Origin of the sequence: Phytohabitans maris (assembly GCF_031085175.1) — a bacterium.
GTDB classification, from domain to species: Bacteria; Actinomycetota; Actinomycetes; order Mycobacteriales; family Micromonosporaceae; genus Phytohabitans; species Phytohabitans maris.
The window spans coordinates 295,933-321,441 of record NZ_JAVHUY010000002.1 but is presented as its reverse complement, the minus strand read 5'-3'; the positions used below and the strand labels follow the sequence as shown (position 1 = coordinate 321,441).

The window sequence follows — 25,509 nt, the reverse complement described above, 5'->3', positions numbered from 1 at the left end:
ATGCTTGCTGGACGCGTTGGGGGTCGGTCTTGCCGGACTGGCGTGACTTTGTGGGCAGTGCGCTCGATTTCTGGATCAACGCTGAGGGCGGACCAAGCCGGGTCGGCAGATCGCTGCGGATCGGGCGTGCGCGCGCGACGAAGCCGGGGTGGTACTCGGTGGATCTGCGCGGTTCGCGATTCACCGGGATCGATCAGGTGGAGGCGCTTCGGCTGGCCGGACCGGCAGGACCCGAGGCTGGGCCTTCCTACGCATTGCTGGAGGCCGTGCAGGACGGCGAGATAGTCCGGTTCCGGGCTCCAGAGTTCGTCGAGCTGGATGAGCCGGAACTCTGGCAGAGCAGGCAGTCGCCTACGCATTTGCTCGTGAAGCTCAAGGAAGGCATCGCCGGGCTGAACGACGCAGGCTTGGCGCATGACCTCGCCGCCGGGCGGCTCACCTCAGCACCAGGCAACAGCCAGCACGTCAACGGCTTCACGGGGGCGCAAGACGCCGCCTACTCGGCGTGTCTGGGCCGTGGCGTACATCTCGTGTGGGGTCCGCCCGGGACCGGCAAGACCCGGGTTTTGACCGAGGCGATCGACACTCTGGTACGGAATGGGAAACGTGTCTTGCTGGTCTCAGCGACCAACATCGCCGTTGATAACGCACTGCTCGGCGCGGTGAAGAGTCGGCGGCACCGGCGCGGCACGCTTCTGCGGGTCGGTCCGCCCCACCATCCGGAGGTGCTCGCACATCCCGATGTTTGCCTGCCGGTCCTGGTCGAAGAGCGGTTGGAGTCCGTGAAACGGGAACGCGACCGAATCGAGCGGCATTTGGTGCGCATCCGCATGGAGCGCGAGGAGCTGGCCCAGCTTGAGAGCGCTCTGGCCGGCTTCGACGCGGACGCCTACCACGTCGCACGGCGTGCCATGGCCACCTCGGCCTCGATACCTCGGTTGGCAGCCGAAGCATCGCAAGCGCGTGAGGCACTTCGGCTTGCGCGGACCCAGATGACGGATGCCTACGGGCGTCGTGCCGCTGCCGAACGGAGCTGGCAAGCGCTCGAACCGGCTCGCCGGGCGTATCGGGAGATCGACCGCCTGCACGAGGGCCTGACCGAACTGGAGGCGGCCGCCGACGGGCAGGCCGCTCAGGCACTCCGTGCCGATCACGCGACTGATCTCATCAACACAGAGATCAGAAACCTGACTGGTACGCGTAGATTCTCGCGGCTGAGGGATCGTGGGCGGTTGAGGAAGCTGTCCATTGATCAAGAGCAAGCCCGGGCGCAGGCGGAGAAAGCCCATCTGAGGGCGCGTGAGGCAAGGGAGCTCGTCGCCCGACAACGGCGGCAGGCCGAAGAACGCATCCGGCAATTGACCGACTCAGCGGGCTGCAACCGTCCAGATCTCCAGCAGGCGGAGGTGGCGTTGCGTGATGCGCAGCGGGAGTTGGAGCGGCTGGCTGTGATGGTCGGCGCGGCCGAGAACGCACTCGACGGGTCGCAGCAGCGCCTGCTCGCTGCGGAGGCCGAGACACCGACCCAGGCGCAACGCACGCTCGTCGAGGACGCGAACCTGCGCGGGCTGCTCACCCTCGATGCCAAAGCACGCGTACTCCGTACCCGGGTAAGCGCATCCGCGAGTGACTGGGGGCGGCTTGAACAGCAGTACACCAAGGTGCAAGAGCAGTACACGCGCCTGAGTCGGGACGCTGAAGGTGAGATCATCGGCAGCGCCCGCCTGGTCGCGACCACGCTCGCTCGGCTACGGACCAGCAAGCCCCTCATGGATGGGCCGTACGACGTCGTTCTGGTAGACGAGGTCGGCGCAGCCAACCTCCCCGAGGTGCTGCTCGCGGTGTCCCGCGCCGCCCGGGCCGCGGTCCTCTTCGGCGACTTCATGCAGCTTGGCGCGGTCCTGGACAACAAGGAGGTCAGGACGACGGATCGGCTGGACGTGCAGAGGTGGTTGATCCCGGACGTGTTCGCACACTGCCGGATCGCCTCGGCAGATGACGCCGATCGGCATCCCGGCTGCACCCCGCTATACCTCCAGCACCGCTTCGGGCCAGAGATCATGGGGCTGGCCAACACGGTCGCCTACGACGGTCGCCTCAAGTCAGGTGACTCGATCCGGCCACATGCCGAGAATGACCCGGAGATCCTGCTCATCGACGTCGACGAACTCGGCGAGATCGCCCGGGTCCGGCCCGACGGGCCAATCAAGGGATGGTGGCCGGCCGGGGCACTGCTCGCGCGGGTGCTGGCCGACTACCACCAGGCGCGAGGTGAACGCACCGGCATAGTCACGCCATACGGCCTTCAGGTCGAGGCGACCCTGGAGGCGTTGCGGGACCACGAGACCGGAACAACCATGGTGACCGAAGTCGGCACCGCCCACCGGTGTTGTCCGGCGTTGGAGATGAGCATGCGACGTCGCTCGTGGCGAGCACGAGGAACTCGGTCGAACAGGCCGGTCTGCGGCGGCACGGTGAACACGAACAGCGCCGAATGGGTGCGACGCGCGGTGCCCGTCGGATCTGTCTCGTCCGGTTGCTGCTCATGGTGACGGGGTCGGCCGGGCGTCTCGACTATCCCTTGTAGACGGATGGTGGCGATGGTGGCCAACACGAGTTGACCCCTTGGCTGTCCCGGGTGTGGTAGGCAAGGCTGTCTACTCGTGGTGGGAGTACCCCAGCGTGATCATCGTGGCCGACCCCGGCCAGGTCGACGCCGACCTGGCCACCGGCCGGTTGGCCTGCCCGCACTGCGGCGGGCGGTTACGACCCTGGGCGCATGCAACCAGCCGCCGGGTCCGCCAGCTCGACGGCTCCACCACCCTGGTCCGACCACGCCGGGCCCGCTGCACCGGCTGCCGCGCCACGCAGGTGTTGCTGCCCGGCACCCTGGTGCCGCGCCGAGCCGATGCCGCGCAGGTGATCGGCGCCGCCCTGGTGGCCAAAGCCCGAGGGCGCGGCTGGCGGCGGATCGCCGCTGACCTTGACCGCCCACCAGCCACCGTGCGCCGCTGGCTGCGCGCCGCTCGCGGCCACCACCTGGCCTGGCTGCGCCACCAGGCTGTACGGCACGCCGCCTTGCTGGCCCCCGAGGTGCTGGCCGACCTGGCCGCGCAGCCCACCGACCTCGGCGATGCGCTGGCCGCGTTCGGCGCGGCAGTGGCCGCTTGGCGTCGCCGGTACGTCCGACACGCCGAGGCATGGACGTTGATCGGCGCGTTCACCCGCGGGCGGCTACTGACTCCGATCTGATCAACACGGCCACAGCAGGGGACGAGTCTGTCCACAAACCCGAACAGCCGACATCGACCGACGTCACCGGCACCGTGAGCATCGCCGCGGCAGCGTGAGCACCAACCCGCATCGTTCATACTCACCTCCAACGTCGCCGTCATCCTCATCACGAACGCCGCGCAACAACCGGTTCCAGGGACGGGAGTTCCCGATCGTCATATTCGACCTGGTCGAAGACGAGTACGACAGCCGCTGGATGGCCGAGGCCAGGCGCAGCGGGGACACCTTCCAGCGAACCGGCGCCCGATTGTTCAACGTCGCCATCACCCGCACGCAGCATCGGCTCTATCTCATCGGAAGCCGAAAGAGGATCCAGTCCTCACCGCCCGGGACGCCCCTCGGCCAAATCGCCCAGCTCGTCCAGGAGCAGCGGGTCCGAGTTGTCCGCGCCAACCGGCTGGTCACGCCCACGACGGCACCCGACGACGATCTGGCCAGGCTTGCTGGAACCTTTACAGGGGAACTCGCCGACCTGCTGTCCCAACATGTCCGTATAGCGGACATCCACGACGAGCGGACGTTCTACGACGCCTTCGCCGAGCACCTAGCATCCGCACGACGCTCCATCTGGCTGTGGGCGCCGTGGACCACCACTCGCGTCAAATCCGTCCTGCCCATGCTGCGCGACGCCGTCGACCGCGGCGTCCACGTCACCCTCTTCGTCCGCGATCCCGGCGACAAGGTGCAGCGTGAGCCCGAGCACCAGAAGTTCCTGGCGGACATCCGATCGGTCCTTCAGACCGTCGTCGAGGTCAACGTCATGCACCAGAAGATCGTGATCATCGACGAGCGGACCGTACTGCTGGGCAGCCAAAATGTGCTCTCGCAGCGCTGGACCCGTGAAGTGATGGTGACGATGCGGGGCGCGAATTTCGCCCGAAAGCTGCTCGAACATGAGCACGCCAACGAATTCGCCCGCCAGCCGCCCTGCGGCGCCTGCGGCCTCAATAAGGTCGACCTTCGCCGGCGGCGAAACGGGACATGGTACTGGCGGTGCTACGCGGACAAATGTCCAAAGCGATCCGCGAGCGGCCGCGGCGGATGGACGCAGGACATCGTCTTGGGCTCAAAACCAGGGACGGGCAACTCCACTGCGTGACCCAGATCGTCCCGGGCGGATTGCACCAACCCCCGCGCTGCGGCGGCTATCGCACAGAGCGAATGCACACACCGAAGAAGGAAGCCGCAGGTATATCCGCCGCAGGCTTGGGGAGCGTGGTGAAGACGTACGCGCGGCCTGACCAGCGTGAGTCCTTGCCGCTTCGGGTCATGTTGCCTGGCTGGACGGAAGGCTCGCAGCGAGGTGCTGGCGTACTGACGTTGCGTGGTGCAGACTGCCGGCGTGAAGGCCTATGTCGGGGTCACGGACGGCGACTGGTACCGGTTCCTGGCCGCTCGGCCGTCCCTCGCCGAGGTCAACTTCTGGCGGCCCGGAGGCGGACGCGAGTTCCGGGTCTTGACTCCCGGTGAGCCGTTCTTCTTCAAGACCCACTACCCGGACAACCGGGTCGTCGGAGGCGGCTTCTACAGCGGCTTCGCACAGTTGCCGATCTCGACGGCGTGGGAACTGTTCGCCGAAGCAAACGGTGTGAACAGCCTCGAACGATTGCGCGCTAGGGTCGGCCGGTACCGGCGGGTGCCGATTCACCCCCACGAGGACCCGGTGATCGGATGCGTCTTCGTCCGCGACGTCGTCTTCTTCTCCCAGGACGCGTTGGCTGACCCTCCGCCCGAGTTCGCGCCGAACGTCGTGCAGGGCAAGGGCTACGACCTGGCTGTGCGTTCGTACGAGGGCTACTTTGCCGAGTTGCTGGCCCGTCTGGTCGGCGGCCCGGTCGAGGTTGATCTCGGTATGCCATGGCATCGCCCTGGGCCGGTGTACGGGGATGCGCGCCTGACGCCACAACGGCTGGGACAGCAATCGTTCCAAGCCGTCGTCCTCAGCGCCTACCACCACCGTTGCGCGGTCACCGGCGGCAGGATCAGGCCGGTCCTTCAGGCCGCTCATATCCGACCGCTACCGGAGGGTGGCGAGCACCGGCTGGACAACGGTCTGCTGCTGCGCTCGGATGTGCACACGCTCTACGACCGCGGGTACCTGGGCGTGGATCCGAAGCATCGGCTGCTGGTCAGCCCGCGGCTGCGCGCGGAGTTTGGCAACGGGGAACAGTTCTACGCCCGTGCCGGTCAGCTCATAGCCGTGCCCGAGCGGCGTGCCGACAGACCGAACCGAGAGTTCCTCGAGTGGCACCTGGACACGGTCTTCAAGGCTGCCTGACCGTTCGTCCGTGTGCCTTGAGGTGCTCGCCACTTGTCGGCGCGCCTGGATGCCCGGTCACCCGAAGAGGATCTCCTCAGGGCCGGCGATGAGTCACGGCGGTCTCGTACCCGCCCGCGGCCGCGAGCAGTAGCGGGCCAAGATCGTTGTCGTGATCGGCGGCTGCCATCCGGACCACCTGCTCGACGAGAGTGTGGCCATTGATCAGCACCAGGGGGACTGGTCGTCGATGACCTCGGGTTGCGCCTGCCTCAACGCGAACACCGTACACCAGCGTGCCGCCACAACTCGCCCATGCTGCGGCCGAAGCTGTCGCAGCGGTCATCCCTCGAGGATCACATCGACCGCATCGTGGTGTGCCGATCTCCAACGGGCTGGCAAGTTCGGCGTCCCCGTGGGCCCTCAGTCGCTAGCTAGGCTTAGGGGTCTGAGTCCGCGCCAATCCACAGTGATCTTCTGAGCGAACCGCCGTCAGCCCGGTCTCGGGCCTACCTGATCGCGGCCAAGATCGCCAGGATTGGTCGAGTCGGGTTGACTACTCAGCCTCAATACTGACAATGGCCAATGCCGGACGTAGGCTTCCGACTACCGCTGGCTCATGGTTGGCAGCGCGGGAGGATGGATGCTGGACGCCAAGCAGCATCAGGGCAAGTTCGGCGAGGACTACGTCCGGGTGCTCGCCTCTGCCGCCGGTCTCGTAGTGCTCAAGGAAGATATCGACGTCGACGGGGTCGATCTGGGTTTCCGTGCGACGGGCCGATATGGCCGGGTGTTTTCGCCGATGATCGAAGCGCAGGTTAAGACCTGGTCGAAGCCCACTGGACCGGCCGGCAGCCTGCACTACCGAGGGCTCGACGAATGGCAGTTCAACCAGCTCGCAGGGCCGGATTTCAGCGTGCCGCGCTATCTCTTCCTCATCTGTGTGCCGGCACGTTCGGCCGACTATGCCGCGTCTCGGCCTGAGGGAATTCTGCTCCGCCACCTCGGCTACTACGTCTCGCTCCGGTCCGAACAGCAGATCGCTCAGCCAGATAGGCGACGCACCCGTCCAGTGGTCGTGCCGATGGTCAACGTCCTGACCGCCCAAGCCCTGCGGAGGCTGACCGAGTCTCCGACGGATTGGTGACCCCAATGGCCAACACGTTGCGCGTCGCCGACATCACCACGTATCTCGCAGAGACGGGGTGGCGCCGCGCACCCAGGGACTGGAACGGTGCCGGCATCTGGAGCCACCCCGGCGACTTCGAGATCCTTGTTCCCGCGCGTGACGGCCTCGGGGACGCGCGGGCCCGGGTCGACGAGATCCTGCGCTGCCTGTCGGTTCTGGAGGATCGCCCGGTTCGGGAAATCGCCGAGGAGATCGCTCACCCCGACCTTGACACCCAGTACGTGCGGACGTTTCCTGCCGGACACGCGGTTGGGTACACGTCGGTCGCCGCCGGGTTTCAGACTGTCCAAGGCGTACGCGATCTGCTGGCCATTGCTACCCGGACCGTGATGCAAGGTCCACATTTCACCTTCGCGGGTCGCTCTCCTGGCGCCGTGTCCGATCTGTTGAAGATCGCCGAGTTTGGGCCTTCTCGAGCCGGTAGCTACGTGGTCGAAGTCCGGCTGTCCGCCACCATCGCGTTGCCAGGTGACTTGTCAGGGCGCGCGGTGCTCGGTCAGATGCACGAAGCCGTCGCAGCCGCTCAGACGGCGGTCTCGGCGAATCGGCCGGCGGCGTTCGGCGACGCGGTTATCGCCGGTGTTTCAGCGAATCTGTGTCGAGCACTCAGCGATCTGAGTGGTATCGGCCAGGAGCAGCCGTTTGAGATCGGGTTTCGCTGGGGTCGCGCCGTGCCCGTCGAAGTGGGCGCTCGGGTCCTGCGGTTTCCGGCCGGCTCCGGAGCATTGCTGCAAGCGGCAGCCGAATACCTGCGCCACCTCGACGCGTCCGGACAGGCGACGGTCTCCGGTGTGATCGAGACGCTGCACAACGGTGCCGGAAGCGACGAGCGCTGGCGTATCAGCGTGCGCGGTGAGCTGCAGACCACATCCGGACCCGCAAGGCGCCGAAAGGTCTGGGTCCGGCTACCGAACGAGACGACGTACGAACGTGCGAGCGCCGCACACCATGAACGCCGACTGGTCCGCATCGCCGGCGAGCTGTCCAGTACGAGCGGCCGGATCGAATTGGTGCCGGCCGAGGGCTTCGACGTCATCGACTGAGTGATCCAGGGGGTGGCCTGTGGCCGAGGAACTTGACAACAGAGACCAGATGACGATGTTCGCTCTCCTCGCGCTGGGACGCCCAGCGACCAACCGGGAGCTCCGCGGGTTTGCCGGCCTAGAGGTCGAGGCGCCGACCCATCGCCGTCTCAAGAGGAAGGGCTACATGATCAGCGTCAAGCGGGGCGGGACCAATGTCCATTCGATCACCAAAGCAGGCCGAGACTGGTGCCTCGGTGCGCTACCTGCGGGACGCCTCCCAGAGGCGAAGTTCCCCTCCGGTGTGGTCTACGCAGTCCTCGCGGGCCTCGGTTCCTATCTGGCGCGTGACGGTCGGGAGTTGGAGGATGTCTTTCAGCCCGACATCGAGAAATGGATTCGCGCCGTGTATACCGAGCTGACGGTCCGGCGCCCGGGCCAGTATGTTCGGTTGGCCAAGCTTCGGGAGTGGTTCGATGGCGTCGTCATCGATGACGAGCTGGACCGGATGATCGAGCTGCCAGACGTACATCTGAAGGCCGAGCTGGATCAGCGTAAACTCACCGACGACGACCGGCGGGCGGCCGTAGAGATCGGTGGCGAGCTGCGCCATCTGTTGCGCATTGGTCCGGCATGACTGGCCAGCTGGAAGCGCTGGAGTCGCTCGACCTCGCTGACTGGGCACCAACCCGTGACGAGATGTGGACACTGCCCGCCTACCACGTTGACGGCCTGCATCCGGAGGTAACCCGCAGGTTGCTCAGATCGCTGGATGTCCTTACCCGAGGGGGCCACCCGCTCGCTTCGGTCGTCCGGGGCGAGCGCGGCTCGGGCAAGACCCATTTGCTCAGCTGGCTTCGTGAGCAGATCCAGGCAAGATACGGATACTTCTTCCCGATGAAGCCGGTGGCCGGCTACTCCGTCTGGCTGGCGGCGGTTGAGGACATCTTCAACGGACTGCTGCATCCAGCACCCGGCGCCCGAGATCAGTTGAATCGGCTGTTGACGTCACTGGTCGAGGCCATGAAGCTTGACCCGGCGACCGAACGGTCCGTGGTCGGCCGAGGTGTTCTCCACCGTGAGCATGTGGACGCCTTCATCGCAGGATTGCGTCTCCTCGACCGGGAAGTCGGCATCCAGGCCGCGGACACCGCACGCGCCCTGGTGCTCACCGCGTCGTCCGGATCGGCAGTGGAGATTGGGCGCGCCTACTTCGCTCGCCCGGAGAGCCACGACGACGCACGTGGCGTCTGGGGCATCGCCGGTCCGCGTCCCGCCCAGTTCGTCCTGCGCGACTTGACTCGTCTGATCGCGCTCGGTGGTCCGATTGTCTTCGCCTTCGACCAGCTCGACGGCCTTGTACACGAGTCGAGGACCGTCCTCGGTTCGGCACGAAAGACGAACGAAACCGCGAGCGCACGTAGGATTCGCGACGACATCGCGACGACCCTCATGGAGCTGCGGGAGGAGAGCCGGCGGACGCTGCTCGTCGTCGCATGTCAGGTCGACACGTGGAAGATTGTCACCCAGTCATCACTGGTCTCTGCGAGGGAACGCTTCGACCTGCTGCCTGAGCTCGGCGCGATCCCTGACACTGCGACGGCAGCCGCGATCGTCGGCCGGCGATTCGGTCCCCGCTACACCGAGGTTGGCTTCACTCCGGACTATCCGACCTGGCCGATTGCCGAGTCGGCGCTACGAGAGGCCCCACACAGGTTTACTGCCCGGCGGCTGCTCATGCGAGTCGCCGATCACGTGACCGCATGCCTCGCCAACCGACAGGTCGTCGAGCTGGTGACCCTGGGCAACCCCGTGGCTGCGCCTCCAAAGAAGGCCACCACAGTCGCGGAGTCCACAGAACCGCCGCCGGGTGTCGACTTCGCCGAGCTCACCGAGACCTTTGAACGGTTGCGTGCCGCAGCTCACGAAGAGCCCCTGCTCGAATCTGTCGAGGACCGGACCATGCCGCCCCTCATAGGTGCTGGCCTGCGCAGTGTCGTGCACGAACTGAATGGCGACCCCCACCGGTTCGCCGTCGACGAGGACTTCGGACCCTCCGCGGAGTTGCACGCTCGGCTGCGCTACACAGTCGAGGACGACACCGAGCAGGAAATCCATTGGTCGTTCCGAACGATCGCGGCATCCCATGCGCGGGCGTTTCAGACTCGGCTGGCAAAGGCGATGATTGCTTCCGGCTTGGCTGTTGGGCAGCCGAATCGCCACCTCCTGCTCATCCGCAACACCGACTTCCCAGGCGGGCCCAAGACTGCCGATATGAAGGCGGACTTCCAGCGGCGAGGCGGTATAGATCGGGTAATCAACGCCGCCGACATACGGACACTTTCCGCCTTGCGCGTAATGCTCGAACAACACCCACCCGGCTTGCAGGACTGGCTACGGTCGGAACGACCGGCCAGCAAGTTGGAGATATTCGCCGAGTTGATCGGCGGGATCGGGGTCAACCGTCCGGCGACGAGTACCGCGGCGACCGCGGTCGCACGCTCGACTGCGGCGCGGCCGGATGACGATATCGTCGTCGGCGTGACCCACCGCGGGCGTCGGCCGTTCGCCATCGAGCTCGCTGCACTGCGCAAACACAGCATTGTCATAGGCAGTTCAGGCTCGGGCAAGACGGTGCTGGTCAAGAGCATCGTTGAGCAGTGTGCTCTGCGTGGCGTGTCCGCGATCGTGCTTGACCCGAATGAGGATCTTGCCAGTCTCGGCGACCCATGGCCGGTACAACCGGAGCAGTGGACCGCCGACCAACAGGAGCAGGCCAACCGTTACTTCGCACATACCGAGGTGGTGGTATGGACACCTGGTATGCGGAACGGGCGACCGATCTCGTTCCACCCGCTTCCAGACTTCGGGCTGGTGCGTGACGACCCGGACGACTACCGGCGGCTGCTCGACGCCACCGTCCGAGACCTCGCGGCTCAAGCGAGAGTAATCGGCAGATCGCCACGCAACGTCCAGCAGTTGTCCATTCTGACCCGGGCGCTCGATCACTACGTGTCCGACGGCGGCCACAGCTTCTCCGGGTTCTTGGACGTTCTCGCCGAACTACCGGACGGAATAGGCAACCCTCGGTCCGGTGCAAGGCTCGCCAGCGAAATGGCGGCCACGCTGGAGGCGGCGACCGACACGGACCCACTCTTCGGGGAGGGCGGCTCCCCAGTCGATCCTGCGGTGCTGTTGGCTCCGTCCAAGGGCAGGACCGCTCGGGTATCTGTGATTAGCATGATCGGGTTATCCGACGAAGCCCGCCGGAGTTTCGTGAGCCGCCTGCAGATGGCGTTGTTCGCGCACTTTCGAGCCAACCCGGTGCGGGACCGGTCTCTCGGTGGGCTGTTTGTCATGGACGAAGCGCAGATCTTCGTCCCGGCCGGGGCCGCGACGCCGAGCACTGAGAGCACTCGCATGCTGATCGCCCAGATACGCAAGTACGGACTCGGCATGCTGCTCGCGACGCAGATGCCGAAGGGACTGCACAACAGCGTCCTGGGCAACACCGCAAATCAGTTCATCGGTCGGCTGACCGCACCAGCCCAACTGGCCGCGGCGGAGCAGATGGCGCAGGCGCGCGGTAGCACCCTGGACAACGTCGCCAAGCTCGATCCCGGCGTCTTCTATGCGGCCACCGAAGGTAGCCCGTTCAGCCGGATCGGGACGCCGCTATGCCTGAGCCAACACCGCGACGCGTTGACCGAGGAGGAGGTGCTGGAACGGGCACGGCGATGATCGATTTGAGGCGGCAGGTCGAGCCCAGACAACTCGCCGGCGGGCGTTGACGGTCACATCACGCGCGGCTTGGGGATCAGGCCTTTGCGTCGTACGCGGCCGAGCCCGTGGTCCTTTGGTTCAGCTTTGTCGTGGCGCGGGTCAGGCATCCGTCCAGGAAGGGTCGTGTTGGCGTGCGCTACGGATGCGAAGCAGGCGGGTTGTGCTCCGGTAGCGTTTGGCCGCCTCGCTGCTCGGGGGAAAGTACTCGACGCGGCCGACCCATCCTCCACCTGGTTCGCTGAGCGGTACGGTTGAACCCCGCCGGTCAGCCTGGATGATGCCCGCGGCTTCATGTTCCCGGATCCAGCACACAAAGCGTTCTCCGGCCGAACGGGTCCGCACGACCAGCACGTTGGCATGAAACTTGCGGGCTTCGGCAGTGTCGCCGTCGTGGTAGCGGGCCCAGCCTGTGATCGTTCCGTGTTCTCGGACGGGTACGTCGGTACGGATCCGGTACGCCTCGGCGGCTGCTTCCGCCTCGATGATCCTGATCCAACCAACGCTGCGGTATCCCTCTGGGACGGGCACCCACCCGACCTGGCCGCCGGCGTTGTCGTCCTGATCGCCGGGATGAGGCGCTGGCCGCTCTTCGACGGCGTTCACAGTCTCAATTTGCTGGGGAGTGTTGGAGGCGGACAAGCGGGTTGCCCCGAGTCCAATTTGCGCGGTGGTTGGTGGAGGGCTTACGGACTGCGTCTTGGAATCGCTCACGCCTGGTCGGTCATTGACGAGAGCCTGCGCGTGGTCGGCGGTTGCCGATGCCCTTGTCCATGCTCGTTCAAGCAACTCCGCGATGTCGTCGTCGCCCCTTCGTTGGAAGGTGCTGAGGATGCGTCGTGGCTTGGCGTCGAGGGGCAGGCCAAGCGACCCGGCCAGTTGGGCGGTCACGGCGTCGGGATCTTGGGCTGGCTCCGCACCAGTCAGCGCCAGAGCACGCTGCAGGGGCGCAGCGCGATCGGGCAGCTGAGCTGACAATCGCACGTTGAACCCGCCGTTGGGCGGGAACTCCAGAAACGCGACCTGTCCTTCTTGCGCATTGAGGCTGTCGAGGAACCGTTTGATGGTGCCACAGGAAGGCTGCCGACCGGTCCACCGGATGTGCTGCACGCCGAGAGGAGAGTCGAGTTCCACGACATCACCGGGACGGCATCCGACGACGCCGGCGACGCCGGCGGGCACAGGGAACCCGGAGCCGCGCAGGTGGTCGCGGGTCACAGTCAGACGGTAGGTCCATGCTTCAGTGGGCTTGTACAGTCGTCGGGTCTCGGACGGGTGCCTGGGTGGGGGCGTTGCCCGTTGCTGCCGCTGTACCAGGCCGCCGACAATCTGGTAGTCGCCTGTTGTGGCGTAGGCACGGACGTTGCCCGGGGAGACGTCGAATCGCTCGCTGATCGACTGTACGAGGGCGTCGATCGCGATCTGGCCCAAGCCGGAGTCGAGCGCCAAGTCGATCTGTCGGCGGATGGTGGCTTCCTCGTCGTACTGCCAGCTGGACAGTCCCCACCGCGACGCCTCGGTGTTGACAAAGCGCTCATCGCCAGCCAAATGTTCGGCGAGGGTGTTCACGTGGATTCCCGGACACACCTGCCGGTGCAGATCTACGAGGGGAAGCGCCACACCATGAGCGGCGATCAATCCTGCGGCGTGGTCCGCTATGGAACTGATACGTGTGAGGACCTGCCCGTTGGCCAAGGGGTAGCGGCAGTACGTTAGCCAGGAGCGGAGTTCCTCGGCCGGCATGTTGGTCGCCTTTTGCAGGGCGACTAGGTGGACGACGCCGTGTTCGGTGCCGAGGTCGTCCAGGATCGTTCTGGTCCGGTCTCTAGCGGCGTCGACGTCGGGGGCGGCGGCCCAGCCGTCGGTGACCTCGAAATAGTCGTCGAGGCGATCGAGGACAAGCCAGAGCGGTACGTCGAAGCCCGGCACATCGCGTGTGAGCTCGGGGTGCAGATCGGTGAGACGCTGCAGGGCCGCAACCGGCTGAATCTCCACACGGAGGCTTGCCAGAAGGTTCCCGATGGTTGTACCGAAGCCGAAGGCGTCGGAAAGAAGACTCTTGGTCCGGATCTCAAGCTGGTGGACTTGCTCATTGTCGAGCTGCAGGTGACCGGCGAGCTCTGACGATGCTCTGGGGGTTCTTGCCAGGAGCCGTTCGCGCAGCAGCGTCATCTGGACGTCATCAAGCTGGGACAGCTGAGCGACTAGGTCCAGGACCGGGTCCGGGGATGCGATCGCGGGTGTAATGTCGGCTGCGGTGAGGAAGCTGACCCGTTGTGCGGCCTCCTGGATCGGTTCGGGAGCGGCGTCCTCGACGGTGATCTTTAACAGCGGAAGGCCGGCGGAGTTGCGCAGATGTCGCCAAGCGGCGATCTTCCCGAGGTCTTCCAGCAGTTGGACGTGGGCAGGTGGGAGAGGCGGATTCGGTGCAGCGAGTTCGTCGTGTACTGATGCCCCTTGTGCCGCGGGTCGGACGATAGCCGCCGAAACGAGTGCGGCGACGATCTCTTCGACTGTGCCCTGTCCTGTGCCGCGGATGTCGTAGAGAGCTTGTACGGACAGCGGGGCGAGATCCGCGACCGCGCGAGCCTGCAGGCGTTGAAACACGGTACGGGCGCTGGCGTCGGCGCGGAGAGCGGCGACTGGTAGACGAGTAGGCAATGTGGGGAACCCGGCGTCGAAGTCCAAGTCGGCATGGCGGACGATGAACGTTCGCGCGAGACGCCGGCACAGCTCGTCGTGGTCCACCGCCATCGTGGTGACTGCGGGGGATTCGGTCAGCCACCAGTCCGGCGAGGGCACCGCAACACTGAGTTCCGGTGCGGCCTCGGGGTCATACGCTGACAGCCAGGGCAGCACCTGGATCCACGGTGCATCGTGGTAGGCATCCGGGGGAAGGTCGCTCATCTGGTCCGCCACGGTGTCCTCCCTTTCGTTGGACCGCGGTGCTTGCTGCCCTGTCGATGCGGTGTCACGCCGACCGACGGAATCCGAGCCTTTCCGCTTCGGCCATCAGCCGCAGAGCCTGTGCTGCCTGCTTGTCGGTGACGGTCCAGCCATTGTTGACGTACCGACCGACGGCATCGGCGAGCTGTCGCTGCCACGGTTGGAGGTTCTGCGTCTCCTTCGCCCATCGAGCAACGCCGAACCATTCCGCTGCCGGGATCGACATGATCGTGGCGACATCGCCCCTGCTCGCCTCGTCCGCCGCTGGACCGGCGCTGTCCTCAACGGGCTGCTCGGTCAGCTCGGCGATGAGGCTGCCGGGGACAGTCCACGAGATACCCACGGCGGTTTCCCAGCAGTCGGGGCGCTTGGCCCACTCCCCGACGTTGGTACCGCCGCGCAGTGGGTTGACGATGACTTCCCGGACCGGAGCGCAGAGGCTGTCGATCGCTTCGGTCAGGGCCGGGGTGAGACGCTGTTCACGCCAGATGAGGTCGAGGTCGATGCGGCGGCCTGTGGCCTCAACGAGTCGGGCCACGGTGTAGGCAGTCGTATTGATCTTGTATCCGCCGAAGTCGCGTGCAGCGACTATCTTGTCAGTGGCTTTGAAGAGGATCGCCTTGGCGATGAGCCGCTGGCAGTAGCTGACATCGACACTGGGCGGCTCCTCGCCCATGCGCATCATAAACTCGCGGAAGTTCTTCTCGGCCCCCCTGCTGACCAGGTGGGGAAGGCCGGCCCAGCAATGAGCGTACTTGGCGGCGTCGGCTTTGGTGAACTTCTGACTCAGCGGATGCAGAGCTTTGAACCGCTTCTGGTTTGTCGGCGTGCGTTCGCGAGCGAGCGCGTCCGTGTACTGGCCGCGGGCGCGTTCGTAGAACCAGCGCGTCTCCTGTCCGCTGCCATCGGCTGCGGGCGCCCACAGGGATCGGGTGACCTTTTCGACGGCGACGTGCCAGGGATGGTTGGAGCTGAAGTCGACGACTGTGACCTTGTTCTGGGTGTTGGAGTACTTGGAAATCTCCGGAACAATCTCCTGAAGCCGGTCGGGGGCAACGACCGTGAGCTTCATCTGCACGTGGACCTTGCTCAGGTCGGCCTTGTCCCGGGTGTGGGCGTAGTGGATGGATGCGGTGGTCTGGCCACCGTTAACGATCTGCAGGTCGTGGATGCGGCTGACCGCTTGGCCGCCATCGGGCAGACGGGCGAACTCGACGCGTGACGCGGTGGCGGTGATGCCGTTGTTGTAGGCGAGGAACCGGTCCGGACTGTGCAGAAGGGTGTCACGGATGCCACGGTTTACGCCTCCCTTGGTCTGCAGGAAGGAACGAACGTTGAGTTCGAGCAGGCGGGTCCCGTGGCGTCCGTAGAGGTCGGCGAGAGTGCCGGCGGGCACGATCGCGAGGAATACCGCGTAGTCCTGGTCGGCATCGCGGCTGGTTGCCAGGCAGGGCAGTGGCGGGTCGAAGTCCACTGCGATGGGTTCGCTGAGCGTGCCGGAGGTCGCTAGCCGGTGCAGTCGCGCGAGGTCCCAGACATGGTGCGTCACGGTGAGACCGTCGAGATCGGACGGCGGCAGCGTGGAGACCGCGCTGACGGTGTCGGTGAGCAGGAACAGGCGGATCTGCGGAGCTTCGGCCAGCGCCTTCTGCACCGCGATGCACATGTCGCGTACGTCGTTGGAGTCGTCCAGGTCGCGGGCGAGGCCGTCCCGGCAGCGGCGCAAGAAGGTGGCCAGCCGCTTGAACAGCGTTTCGGCCTGGGTGCGGGTGAGTCGTTCGTCGGTGGGGCGCAGGCTGAAATGGGTGACGAACAGGTCTAGACTTTCCAGGGACTCGTTGGATCCGTAGCCGCTGACCTCGACTCCGAGTGCGCGATGGTAGGCGGTGAAGGTGTTCTCGACCTCTCCGGCCTGTTCCAGTTCGTCGAGCACCCGTCGCGTGAAGATGTCTGGGGCGGTGGCGTTTTCCGCCTCGGCGGTGGCCAACACGTCGGCGACGAGTTCCCGGGTGTACGAGTCGAGGTCCAGGTTGGTCATGCCTCCCCCTTCACGATGCAGGCGACCTGTTCGGCGGAAACACGGTACTGATCGAGTCCCGTGGTGCTGATGCGGTAGCGGCAGTGGCCGACACCGGGGCGGAGGTCCGCTTCCACGATGCGAGGAAATTGACCGGTGACGCGCCAAAATTGGATCTTCCGGATGGTATAGCGGGGCTCCTCGTACAGGTGTCTCTGACTCGTCAGATAGCCGACACGGGCGAGCCGGTCATCCAGGATGCTCCGCGATTCTGCGCTGGTTACCGCAGCGCGGATGGCATCGATGATGAGGGGGAGGGTTTCGCCAGCACCTCCGCGGCGCTCGTCGAGAGACAGATGGGCCAGCAGCAGTTGTCCGGCACCGGTGTCATCGAGTTGGCGTTCGTTGGCAATGACGATGCTCTGCGGCTCGGTCGCGGTGCCGGTCTTGACCTCGATGGCGGCCGACCGGGTTTGGAAGTCCTGGTTGGCGCCGGTAGGTCCGGTCCACGTCTGCACCGCCTCGCCAGCAGGCAGATTGGGCAGGAAATGGTCGCGAAGAACGGTCAGTTCTCCGTACAGGCCCCGACGGGCCTCGGGGCTGAGACCGGTGTCGGCTATGGACTGAAGCAGCTGCCGCCAGTATTCGAAGCGCTCGACAGCCCGATGTAGGGCTTCGGCGGGGTCGGCCTCAGTCTCGGCAGTGGCTGCCATGTCGCTGATCAGCGGGTTGAACACCTCACGCCGGTCGTCCGCTATCAGCACCACCTGAAGGTCACGTCGTCCCGTATCCGCCGGAACGAACTGCAGCGCGAGCCCTCGGGTGGATGGAAGTGCTCCCCTACGGACCTGGGCCTCGGCGGCGGAGCTGGGTACACGCAGCACGAGCATCCGTCGTCCGGAGGGTTGCTGCACCGCCAAGAAGATGTCCTGGGTGGAGCGAGGGAACAGCCTACGCATCACCACGCCAGTGGAGTGCTGTTCCGCCTCGAGCTGCGTCCAGTCGTCTTCGCTGACAGTCATGTGTCGCTGTCCCCGTCGTCGAAGTCGTCGATCTCCTGCTGTGCCCAGATTTCGTTGACGACGTATTCAGTCTCCGTGGGATGTTCAGAGAACGGAAAGCTGATCGCGAATCCCACGACTGGCGTGCCGTCAGCGCGCTCAGGATGCTGCAGCGGATAGATCAGCAGCAGCGGCTGGTCCGCCGTACGCACGTGGCGCAGCGGCTGACCGGTCGGTACCTGTGGATCCTTGTACTCCTTGTTCGTTCTCTCGGACTTCTGGCGACGGACGACCTTGGTCCCGTTCAAGGCCTCTTGGCGCTGTTGTTCGGTGAGATCCCTGCTCTCGTCGGCAGGGCTCAACACGCGCCGGATTGTGTAGCGGTCTTCGCTGATGTCCTGGCTGGGCCTACGCGTAACGAGTCCCACCACGCGACTCCCGATCTTCGTCGGCGTGCCCTTGGGTGTTCCAACCAGTCGCACGGTCCACCGGGAGAGTTCCTGCTTGGCCACGCACAGGCGGATGTACTGTGCGATGAACGCCGGCCGCACGCGGTAGGAGCCGCGGGCTGGCGCGTATCCGTCCAGAAAGCCCTCAATTACGTCCGACGGACTTACATCGCGCCACACGGTGCTGTCACCGTCGGGGACGCCTGCATAGCGCTGGTCGAGTGCGGTCACGAACGTGTCGAGGTTGTGGAGGTTGCGTCGCAGCGCGTCGCCGCCCAGGTCGAAGATGGTGGTCTCCGGCAGCTCGCCGGAGTAGCTGAGCCGCACAGTGATCCCGCGGCGCATCTTGTTGGCCGCGGTGACGGCCAGACCGACCGACGATGACCGGACCCGCAGTCCGAAGGTCTCCGGGGTCTCGCCGAGAGCTGCCATCTCCTCGAAGTCGCGGCGCAGCTCGTTGTCCGCAGCAGTGATTTCCACGTAGGCGCGACGCAGATCCGGCGTGGTGTAGAGGCGACACAGATCCTCGTACACAGGACGGTATCCGAACCATCGGCCCATCTGCAGCAATGTGTCGTAGGCTGTGGACGTCCGTAGGTAGTAGCTCACACTGAGTCCCTCCAGGGTCAGCCCCCGGGACAGCTTGTCGCCCCCGACCGCGATCACGGATACGCCCGTTCGCCGGTGTTCGTAGTATTCCAACGCGTCACGTGACGTGCCGTTGATCGCCCGCACCTGGATCTTCTGCAGCGCCGGCCGAAGCTCCCGCGCGACCTCGTCCCATCCCACCCGCGGCGCTTCACCGGACGGAAAGTCGTTGGTGGTCGGTACGAAGTCGCGTTCCCACAGTTCACGCAGCTCGCGCAGGACTTGGTCCGCCTGTGCGCCCATGCCGTCACGTAACCTGTCGCGCACCAAGCCGACGTACTCGTCGAGCTGCTCGCGGATCAGGTTCTGCACGGCCTGAAAGCGGGTGACGTGGACGAGCATGGAGTTATGTTCTCGGTCCTGTCCGCGGGCGCGGCGGGCCGCGCAGGTGAGTATGAAGGAGCCGACGGCTTCCTGTAGCGAGGTGGGTAGCTGATCCGGCGGCACCCATTCTTTCTTGTGCCGGTTCGGCATCCACGCGGCGTTGTCCTCGATGGACCGGGAGATCGGAAGCTGCTCGACCCCCGCCTCCTCGGGGTCATCGGCCCGCAGACCGAACACCCGTTCAGGGCCAAGATAGTTTGACGGAGCGGGCAGGCTTTCGATGAAGCTGTCCGGGAACAGGTCGATGCCGAACACATCGTGATCGGCGGACGGGCTGATGTAGATGTTGGCGAACGGGGTGGCCGTGTAGCCGACGTATGCGGCCTTGTCGAAGCTGTTGAGCAGATGCCGAATCGCTTTGTTGATGGCGGACGGCTCGGTGTCGGCCTCCCTGGTGGTGTCCACAGAGGCGTGGTCAGCTTCGTCGTCGATCACCAGAAGCGGAACGTCTCGGACGATCTTGTTCGTGCTGCCGGCGGCGGCCTCACCCTCCACCTCGATCATCCACTTGCGGACGTACTCGAGAATGCTGCGATGCTTCTTGATTACAAGGACGACGGGATAGTCACCGATCGGCAGGTTGAGGTTGCTGGCGACTTGGCGTCGGAAGTCGCCGTTTTCGGCGCTGTTGGTCAGGGAGGCTATCTTCAGTCGCTTGACGCCGGGCATCGCGCCGACGCCAATGCGGGCGCTGTTGGTGGCCTGGTCATAGCGTTGCTGGTACTGGGTGTCGAAGCCCAGCAGACCCTCGTCGATCCTCAACTGGGTCTGGCTGCGCAGGCTGTTGTGGACGCCTGCGAGGATGACGATCAGTTTGTATCCTGCATCCGCTGCCTTGGCGGCTAGTCCGATGTAGTTGCCGGTCTTGCCCGACTGAACCTGACCGACGACGAGTCCTTGGCGGCGCCACCGGCCGGGGCGTCGGGGGTCTTCCAGCTGACGGAGGATTCGGTCGGTGCTCTGATCCAGCCTTCTCACCACCCGTGGAGGCATTGTCTTGACATCCTCGAGGTACCTGCGGTAGAGGTCCCAGAACTCCCAGCTCCGGTCCACCTTCGCATCCGTCAACCATTCGAGGTGGCCGACCTCGTTGGTCAGGCCGACGGAGTCGTCCTGCCACACGGCCACGCGCGCCTGGATCTCACGGGAGAGTTCCTCACGGTCAAGGGCCTGCCCGCGGGCCTGTTGCATTGCGCACACGAGGTCCAGATTGGAGTCGATCTCCGCCGGCGTGGCCTGCCGGTCCTGAGGCAGCGCCGCGAGGACCAGACGGACTGCCTGTTGGAGCGTGTTGTCGTGGTCAGGCCGGGGTGCGGTCATGGCGTTCTCCAGGTCGGAACTCGACGGTCCTGTAGGGTTCTGCGTTCATCACTGCTGCCAGAATCCGTCGAGCTGATCGAAGGGAGGCATGATTGCGAGGCGTTCCCGCGCCTCGCGTGGGGTGCGTCCCTGGCTGACGAAGGCGTTGTAGATACGGTCCGCCACCTCGGTTACCTCCTTGGGAGCAGCACCGAGGAACGGCTCTGGGTCGTCGGCGGTGTCCATGTCGTGCATGATCCGTAGCGCGGCGACCGGTACCGTCTCCTCCAGTAGCCGTACGAGGGCCCTGGCGTCCACCGTGGCGTCCGGACCACCGCGGAACACTTCCTGTACGAGGGGGTGCTCCCGGTTGATCCGACACCTGATCCGTCCGTTGGTCTTGTCCACGCGCCAGGCGTAGATGAACTCGGCGCCGTGCTCGCGGGCGGCGATACGTCCGCGGTGGCTTAGCACCTCGGCTGCTCTGCTGCGGGCGGCCGTGCCGATCCGAAGCAGATGGCGGCGGACCCCTATCGGCGGTACTGCCGTGGACTTGCGGACATCCACCGCCCAGTCCGCGTCTGCCTCCGCCGGCACATCGACCGCAACCCGCGCCAAGTTGTAGCGCTCGTCGCGGCGCAGCCCTCGGATACCCAACCAGTCGCCGGCGAGGATGAGGCGGTCTCTTCGGTACACATAAAAGCCCTGCTGGTCCAGCCAGCCGGCTGGTCCAGCGGCGCGTCCCAGATCCTCGTCGCTGAGCCGGCGTGGATGCGGCAACACGAACGCCTCAATCCGCACGGTGTGCGCACCGACCGGCACCTCCTCGACGGGCAGCCGCTGCACCGACGGGTGAGCGGCCAGAAACGGATCCCACGGCCTGACCGCGTTTCCGTTCACCGCGATGCTGAGGCGGTTTCTGCCGGTCAGGAACCGGGCGAACACCATGCCAAGGTGATCCTCCACCCGTGCCGCCTCGGCATAGAACTGCTTCTGTGTGCGGGTGTCGTTGGCGGTCAAACCGGTCAGCGCGAAACGGTGCAGGTTGCGCCACACCACCGCTGTGCCGGCCGCACCGGTCGGACGCAGCCGCCGCAGCAGCGCCGCCGTAGCCTCGTCACTGCCGTGCAACAGTCGCCACTCACCCGTGTTTGCGACTACCGACAGATCCCACGTGCGTACGGCTTCGGGATCGCTCCCGCTCAGACTGGCAACAGTCAGGCGACCAGCCTGGGAAAACGAGGCACTCTTGAGCCCCATGCCGAACCGGCCAAGATCTTCGCGTCGTCGGACCTCAAAAGATCCCCTGGCTGCAACGGTCATGGCCGTCAGCAGTTCCTCGGCGGTCATCCCTCTGCCGTCGTCCGTCACCGCCACCCATGATCCAGGGCCGTCCCATGTAAAGAACACGTCGATGTGCCGGGCGCCGGCGGAGATGCTGTTGTCCACAAGATCAGCGATGGCCGCTTCGACGCTGTACCCGAACGATCTCAGCGACATGATCGTTCCGGCAGGATCGGGGTTGGCGATGTCGTAGCTCAACGTGGTGTCGGCTCCATCTGGCGCACACCCCGCACTGTACGTCGGCGACTGGATGTCGCCGCTTCCGCTGACGCGGTGCACAGGACGAGGTAGAAAGGGGTTTGCACGACTAATGGCGGAAGGGACGGATAGCCAGAGTATATGTAAGTGATCGACCTCTCACGTCTGCTCTTAAGATCAACACTCGAATCAGCGTCGACCTGTCCGATGGTTCTGCGGGTCCAGCCCTCCGGGCCGGGTCGGAGGTCCGAATGGATGGCGCTGAGAGTATTTGTCTGGCGGACTGATGACAATAAGGTGCTGGTACCACAGGTACCGGTGATGTCCGTGTGGCGGTACACATGGCAGCCCACGCGGCGGTAACGTGCGTGATCGTGACGAGTCCTGATCCCCACCCGGCAGATCCTCCGCGTCGCAAGGGATACGGCGTGCGACTCGTCAGGGGTCCGTTCGTACGTCTGACGCCTCACCCGGAGGCCTTGGCCGATCCCAGCGATCTGGCGGCCTACGCTGCGGCGGCCCGCGCGAAGGGTCGCCCTCTGGCTGCCGACCTGTTCAGCGGTGCTGGCGGCCTGAGTCTGGGGCTGGAAGCCGCCAGCTACCAGGTGGTCTTCGCAGTGGACCACGATGTGGAGGCGGTGGAGACCCACCGGCACCACCACGGCGGGTTGACCGTGAACTGGGACCTTGGTGACCCCGACCGGGTCCGGCAGGTCGCCGAGCTGGTGACCGCCGCCGGCGTTGAGCTCCTGGTGGGTGGCCCGCCCTGCCAGCCGTTCTCCAAGGCTGGCCGGTCCAAGATCCGGCACCGCGTACGCAAGGGTTTGCGTGATCCGTACGACGAGCGTCGGGACCTGTGGCGATCCTTCTTGGAGGTGGCGCGCACCGCCCGACCCCAAGCGGTGATCATGGAAAACGTGCCCGACATGGCGTTGGACAAGGAGATGTTCATCCTCCGTACCATGGTCCACGAGCTGGAGTCGCTCGGGTACGCGGTCGAGGAGCGGGTGGTGGAGACCTTCCGCTATGGCGTGCCGCAGTTCCGGCAGAGGCTCATTCTGGTCGCCCTTCGAGACGGGACCGCGTTCGAGTGGCCCCCGGAGCAGCCGGACAAGGTGTTCGTCTGGAACGCCATCGGGGACCTTCCCCCTGTCGAAGGTGGCTGGCGGCCGAAAGGCGGCGCCGAGGGTTGGGCCGACTACGACAAGCCGGTCGGCGAGTTCCAGCAGCGTATGCGGCGGGGAGTGCCCGCCGCCGACGAGCACAAGGTGTTCGACCACATAACTCGCCCCGTGCGGGAGGACGACGCACGCGCGTTCGAGGCGATGGATGCCACCACCAGCTACCGCGACCTTCCCGAAGACGTGAAGCGGTACAGGGACGACATCTTCGACGACAAGTACAAGCGATTGGACAAGGACAATCTGTCGCGCACCATCACCGCGCACATCGCCAAGGACGGTTACTGGTACATCCACCCGGAGCAGAACCGCACCCTGACCGTGCGGGAGGCCGCTCGGTTGCAGACCTTCCCGGATTGGTTCCGTTTTGCCGGGCCGCCGTCGGCCGCGTTCCGCCAGATCGGCAACGCGGTGCCGCCCATGCTCGGTGAACACCTCGGCCAGGCCGTGCGTCGGGCTCTGGAGGATCCGCGTCCGGCCACCCATTTCACCCGTGACGTGGCGGCCCTGTTGGCCGGCTGGTTCGACAGCCGCGAGGTACGGGGGATCCCCTGGTTGCGGGCCGAGACCCGCTGGCAGGTGATCCAGGGGGAGATATTGCTGGACCGGTCACCGGCCGACCTGGTGCGGTTCATATGGCCAGTGGTGCGCCAGTGGCGGCAGCCACAGGACACAGCGTTGAACGAAGCCACCCTCGTCGAAGTGAGCCGGTGGGCGTCGCGCACAGCCCGCGCCGGAACCATCCTGGAGATCGCCGCACGGCTGGCCGACCACCCGCAGCAGCTACGGGACGACGACGCGTTGCGGAAGGTCCCGGGCCTGACGGAGGCGGTCGCCGACCTGGCGGTCCTCGTCATCCCCGCCGGGGACGACGAGGACTCCGAGGAGCCGGTGCTCGCGACCAAAGGAGTGCTGCGGGTGGCGGCTCGGTTCAGCGGCAACCCGGTCGACCGACGCAACCGGCTGACCGACGGGAGGCTGGAGATCGCGAGGATGATCGGCGATGACGCCGACGCCCGACGCGCGCACTTGGGGCTTGTGGAGTTGGCCAACAGCCTGTGCCGCCCGGTGGAGCCTGTGTGCGACGCCTGCCCCCTGCACAAGCTGTGCGCCAAGTCGATGGCTGACCCACAACGCCTGTTCTGACGGCGCTTCTGGCAGGCTCAGTCAGTCAGGCCCAGCGTCTCGACCACGTCGGGGGCCTGCTCGCGCAGGACGGCTGCGATCCGTAACCACGCCGCCCACTCCCCAGCCTGCATCGCCGCTGACCGCAGTGCCAGACCCGCGGTAGCGGCGGCCCGGGACGCAGCTCGCACCTCCGGCGGGGCACCCAGGTCCTGCGGCACCGGTTTGGAGGTGCCACGCTCGGTACGGCGGTAGGCGGCGTTGGCGTGTACGCAAAGCTCGTTGACCGGCGCCTCGAGCATCTGCCGCAGCTGCGCCGACAGCGAAACTCTCATTTTCGCCACATTGATGTTGAACGCAGAGTCCAGATCAGTGCCGAAGTCCAGTGCCGCCCGCGCCAGTTTCGTGTGCTCGTCAATGCCCCGGATGCCATTCCAGCCGCCCCACTGCACTAGCCGGTCGGCCCGGTACACATACAGGCCCTGCTGTCGGTTCCAGTTCAACGGCCCGGACATGCGGTCGAATTCCGCAGGGGAGGAGAACCGGTCCCGGGAGGGCAGGACGTATCGGCGTAACCCAACGTGGCCGGACCCCTCCCCGATCATGATCTCGAACCGTTGAACGGGCAGCTCCGTCGTTGACTGCTCGTCCGGTGCGAACGGGTTCCATGCCCTTACCTTCTGGCCGTTCACGGTGATTACCAGTGGCGCCCGGCCATCGGTGCCCTCTAGGAACCGATGGAAGACGATGCCCAGATGCTCGGCTGCCTTCGCCGCGAGCGCCTCGAGTCGCCGGCGGGCCCAGCCTCCATCTGGCCGTTTCTCAGGAAGGACGCGATCCAGATTGCGCCACAGTACGACAGTGCCGGTGCCCTCGGCCAGCCACCGCTTCGCTCGGGCCACGTCCGAGTCGGCGCCCGGGTCGACCACGATCCACTCGTCCCACTCCTCGACGAGATCCAGATCGAGCACACGGGCACTGGTGCGTACTACGGTTGGCGTGCTGCGACTGATCACGGCAACGGATCGGCATTGTGACAGGGAGGCGGTCTTAAGACCGAGGCCGTAGCGACCCAGCTCCCCGCTGTCGTAGGTGCGTCGGGTGCCCAACCGTAGGCCCTCAAGTAGCGCGGTCGGCGACATGCCATGCCCGTCATCGGCGATGAACACACGCGAGTCCGCGCCATCGAATTCGATCATCACCTCGACGCGGGTCGCACCCGCGGCCACGCTGTTGTCCACGATGTCAGCTACCGCGGTCGGGAAGTCGTAGCCGATGTCACGCAGCGATCCGGTCAATCTCGCCGCCGAGGGCGCCACCTGGAACCACGCCTTGCCGGGCATCCTTCACCTCCGTCACGTCGTTCGTGACGACC

At 65.7% G+C, this 25,509-nt stretch carries 16 protein-coding genes; 9 read left to right on the top strand and 7 right to left on the bottom strand.

Annotated elements, in window-relative coordinates:
- Positions 1-50 precede the first annotated feature (50 nt).
- The 3 genes from RB614_RS03235 (at position 51) to RB614_RS03225 (ending at position 4,393) form a co-directional block, all read left to right on the top strand.
- Positions 51-2,552 (top strand): AAA domain-containing protein, encoded by a 2,502-nt coding sequence (locus RB614_RS03235; RefSeq protein ID WP_308710792.1) that lies wholly within the window; start codon positions 51-53, stop codon positions 2,550-2,552.
- 88 nt (positions 2,553-2,640) lie between these two features.
- Positions 2,641-3,252 (top strand): DUF6431 domain-containing protein, encoded by a 612-nt coding sequence (locus tag RB614_RS03230; RefSeq protein ID WP_308710791.1) that lies wholly within the window; start codon positions 2,641-2,643, stop codon positions 3,250-3,252.
- Positions 3,253-3,346: 94 nt separating this feature from the next.
- Complete coding sequence (locus RB614_RS03225; RefSeq protein ID WP_308710790.1) at positions 3,347-4,393, top strand: phospholipase D-like domain-containing protein; 1,047 nt, start codon at positions 3,347-3,349, stop codon at positions 4,391-4,393.
- Here RB614_RS03225 and RB614_RS44580 read toward each other — a convergent pair.
- Positions 4,291-4,539 carry a hypothetical protein gene (locus RB614_RS44580; RefSeq protein WP_487379821.1) on the bottom strand — a complete coding sequence of 83 codons (249 nt, stop codon included), beginning with the start codon at positions 4,537-4,539 and terminating at the stop codon, positions 4,291-4,293. The two genes, RB614_RS03225 and RB614_RS44580, sit on opposite strands and share 103 nt — an antisense overlap.
- Before the next feature lie 97 nt (positions 4,540-4,636).
- Here RB614_RS44580 and RB614_RS03220 point away from each other — a divergent pair, with 97 nt between their 5' ends.
- The 5 genes from RB614_RS03220 to RB614_RS03200 all read left to right on the top strand — a co-directional run bounded on the left by RB614_RS03220 (position 4,637) and on the right by RB614_RS03200 (position 11,503).
- Entirely contained in the window at positions 4,637-5,572 is a 936-nt protein-coding gene (locus RB614_RS03220) for an HNH endonuclease (protein ID WP_308710789.1), read from the top strand.
- Positions 5,573-6,194: 622 nt separating this feature from the next.
- Positions 6,195-6,698: a DUF4365 domain-containing protein gene (locus RB614_RS03215; RefSeq protein WP_308710788.1), complete on the top strand. Its 504-nt coding sequence runs from the start codon at positions 6,195-6,197 to the stop codon at positions 6,696-6,698.
- Between the two features lie 5 nt (positions 6,699-6,703).
- A complete protein-coding gene (locus tag RB614_RS03210; RefSeq protein WP_308710787.1) occupies positions 6,704-7,783 on the top strand; it encodes a hypothetical protein in 1,080 nt (359 codons plus the stop codon).
- Positions 7,784-7,802: 19 nt separating this feature from the next.
- Positions 7,803-8,399 carry a hypothetical protein gene (locus RB614_RS03205; protein WP_308710786.1) on the top strand — a complete coding sequence of 199 codons (597 nt, stop codon included), beginning with the start codon at positions 7,803-7,805 and terminating at the stop codon, positions 8,397-8,399.
- On the top strand, positions 8,396-11,503 hold the full coding sequence (locus RB614_RS03200) for a helicase HerA domain-containing protein (protein WP_308710785.1): 3,108 nt from the start codon (positions 8,396-8,398) through the stop codon (positions 11,501-11,503). The genes RB614_RS03205 and RB614_RS03200 overlap by 4 nt, the downstream gene beginning before the upstream one ends.
- A gap of 141 nt (positions 11,504-11,644) precedes the next feature.
- Here RB614_RS03200 and RB614_RS03195 read toward each other — a convergent pair whose 3' ends face one another.
- From RB614_RS03195 to RB614_RS03175, 5 genes are read right to left on the bottom strand one after another with little or no spacing between them, the layout of a single operon-like run.
- Positions 11,645-14,461, bottom strand: a complete 2,817-nt coding sequence (locus tag RB614_RS03195; protein WP_308710784.1) for a hypothetical protein — start codon at positions 14,459-14,461, stop codon at positions 11,645-11,647.
- 52 nt (positions 14,462-14,513) lie between these two features.
- Entirely contained in the window at positions 14,514-16,526 is a 2,013-nt protein-coding gene (locus RB614_RS03190) for an AIPR family protein (protein WP_308710783.1), read from the bottom strand.
- Entirely contained in the window at positions 16,523-17,527 is a 1,005-nt protein-coding gene (locus RB614_RS03185; protein ID WP_308710782.1) for a PD-(D/E)XK motif protein, read from the bottom strand. Before RB614_RS03185 ends, RB614_RS03190 begins: the two co-directional genes overlap by 4 nt.
- Entirely contained in the window at positions 17,524-20,307 is a 2,784-nt protein-coding gene (locus tag RB614_RS03180) for a Z1 domain-containing protein (RefSeq protein WP_308710781.1), read from the bottom strand. Before RB614_RS03180 ends, RB614_RS03185 begins: the two co-directional genes overlap by 4 nt.
- Before the next feature lie 48 nt (positions 20,308-20,355).
- The gene (locus RB614_RS03175) at positions 20,356-21,828 is read right to left on the bottom strand and encodes an ATP-binding protein (RefSeq protein WP_308710780.1); all 1,473 of its coding nucleotides are present in this window, start codon (positions 21,826-21,828) and stop codon (positions 20,356-20,358) included.
- 428 nt (positions 21,829-22,256) lie between these two features.
- On the opposite strand from RB614_RS03175, the gene dcm reads away from it, so the two are divergent.
- Positions 22,257-24,155, top strand: a complete 1,899-nt coding sequence (dcm, locus tag RB614_RS03170) for a DNA cytosine methyltransferase (protein ID WP_308710779.1) — start codon at positions 22,257-22,259, stop codon at positions 24,153-24,155.
- Positions 24,156-24,172: 17 nt separating this feature from the next.
- Here dcm and RB614_RS03165 read toward each other — a convergent pair whose 3' ends face one another.
- Positions 24,173-25,477: an ATP-binding protein gene (locus RB614_RS03165; protein WP_308710778.1), complete on the bottom strand. Its 1,305-nt coding sequence runs from the start codon at positions 25,475-25,477 to the stop codon at positions 24,173-24,175.
- Positions 25,478-25,509 lie beyond the last annotated feature (32 nt).

Excerpts from the sequence above, each read along its gene's own strand:
- RB614_RS03180 (WP_308710781.1), bottom strand. The coding sequence starts at position 20,307 with ATGACCGCACCCCGGCCTGACCACGACAACACGCTCCAACAGGCAGTC.
- RB614_RS03200 (WP_308710785.1), top strand. The coding sequence starts at position 8,396 with ATGACTGGCCAGCTGGAAGCGCTGGAGTCGCTCGACCTCGCTGACTGG.
- RB614_RS03215 (WP_308710788.1), top strand. The coding sequence starts at position 6,195 with ATGCTGGACGCCAAGCAGCATCAGGGCAAGTTCGGCGAGGACTACGTC.
- RB614_RS03190 (WP_308710783.1), bottom strand. The coding sequence starts at position 16,526 with ATGACCAACCTGGACCTCGACTCGTACACCCGGGAACTCGTCGCCGAC.
- RB614_RS03210 (WP_308710787.1), top strand. The coding sequence starts at position 6,704 with ATGGCCAACACGTTGCGCGTCGCCGACATCACCACGTATCTCGCAGAG.
- RB614_RS03165 (WP_308710778.1), bottom strand. The coding sequence starts at position 25,477 with ATGCCCGGCAAGGCGTGGTTCCAGGTGGCGCCCTCGGCGGCGAGATTG.
- RB614_RS03185 (WP_308710782.1), bottom strand. The coding sequence starts at position 17,527 with ATGACTGTCAGCGAAGACGACTGGACGCAGCTCGAGGCGGAACAGCAC.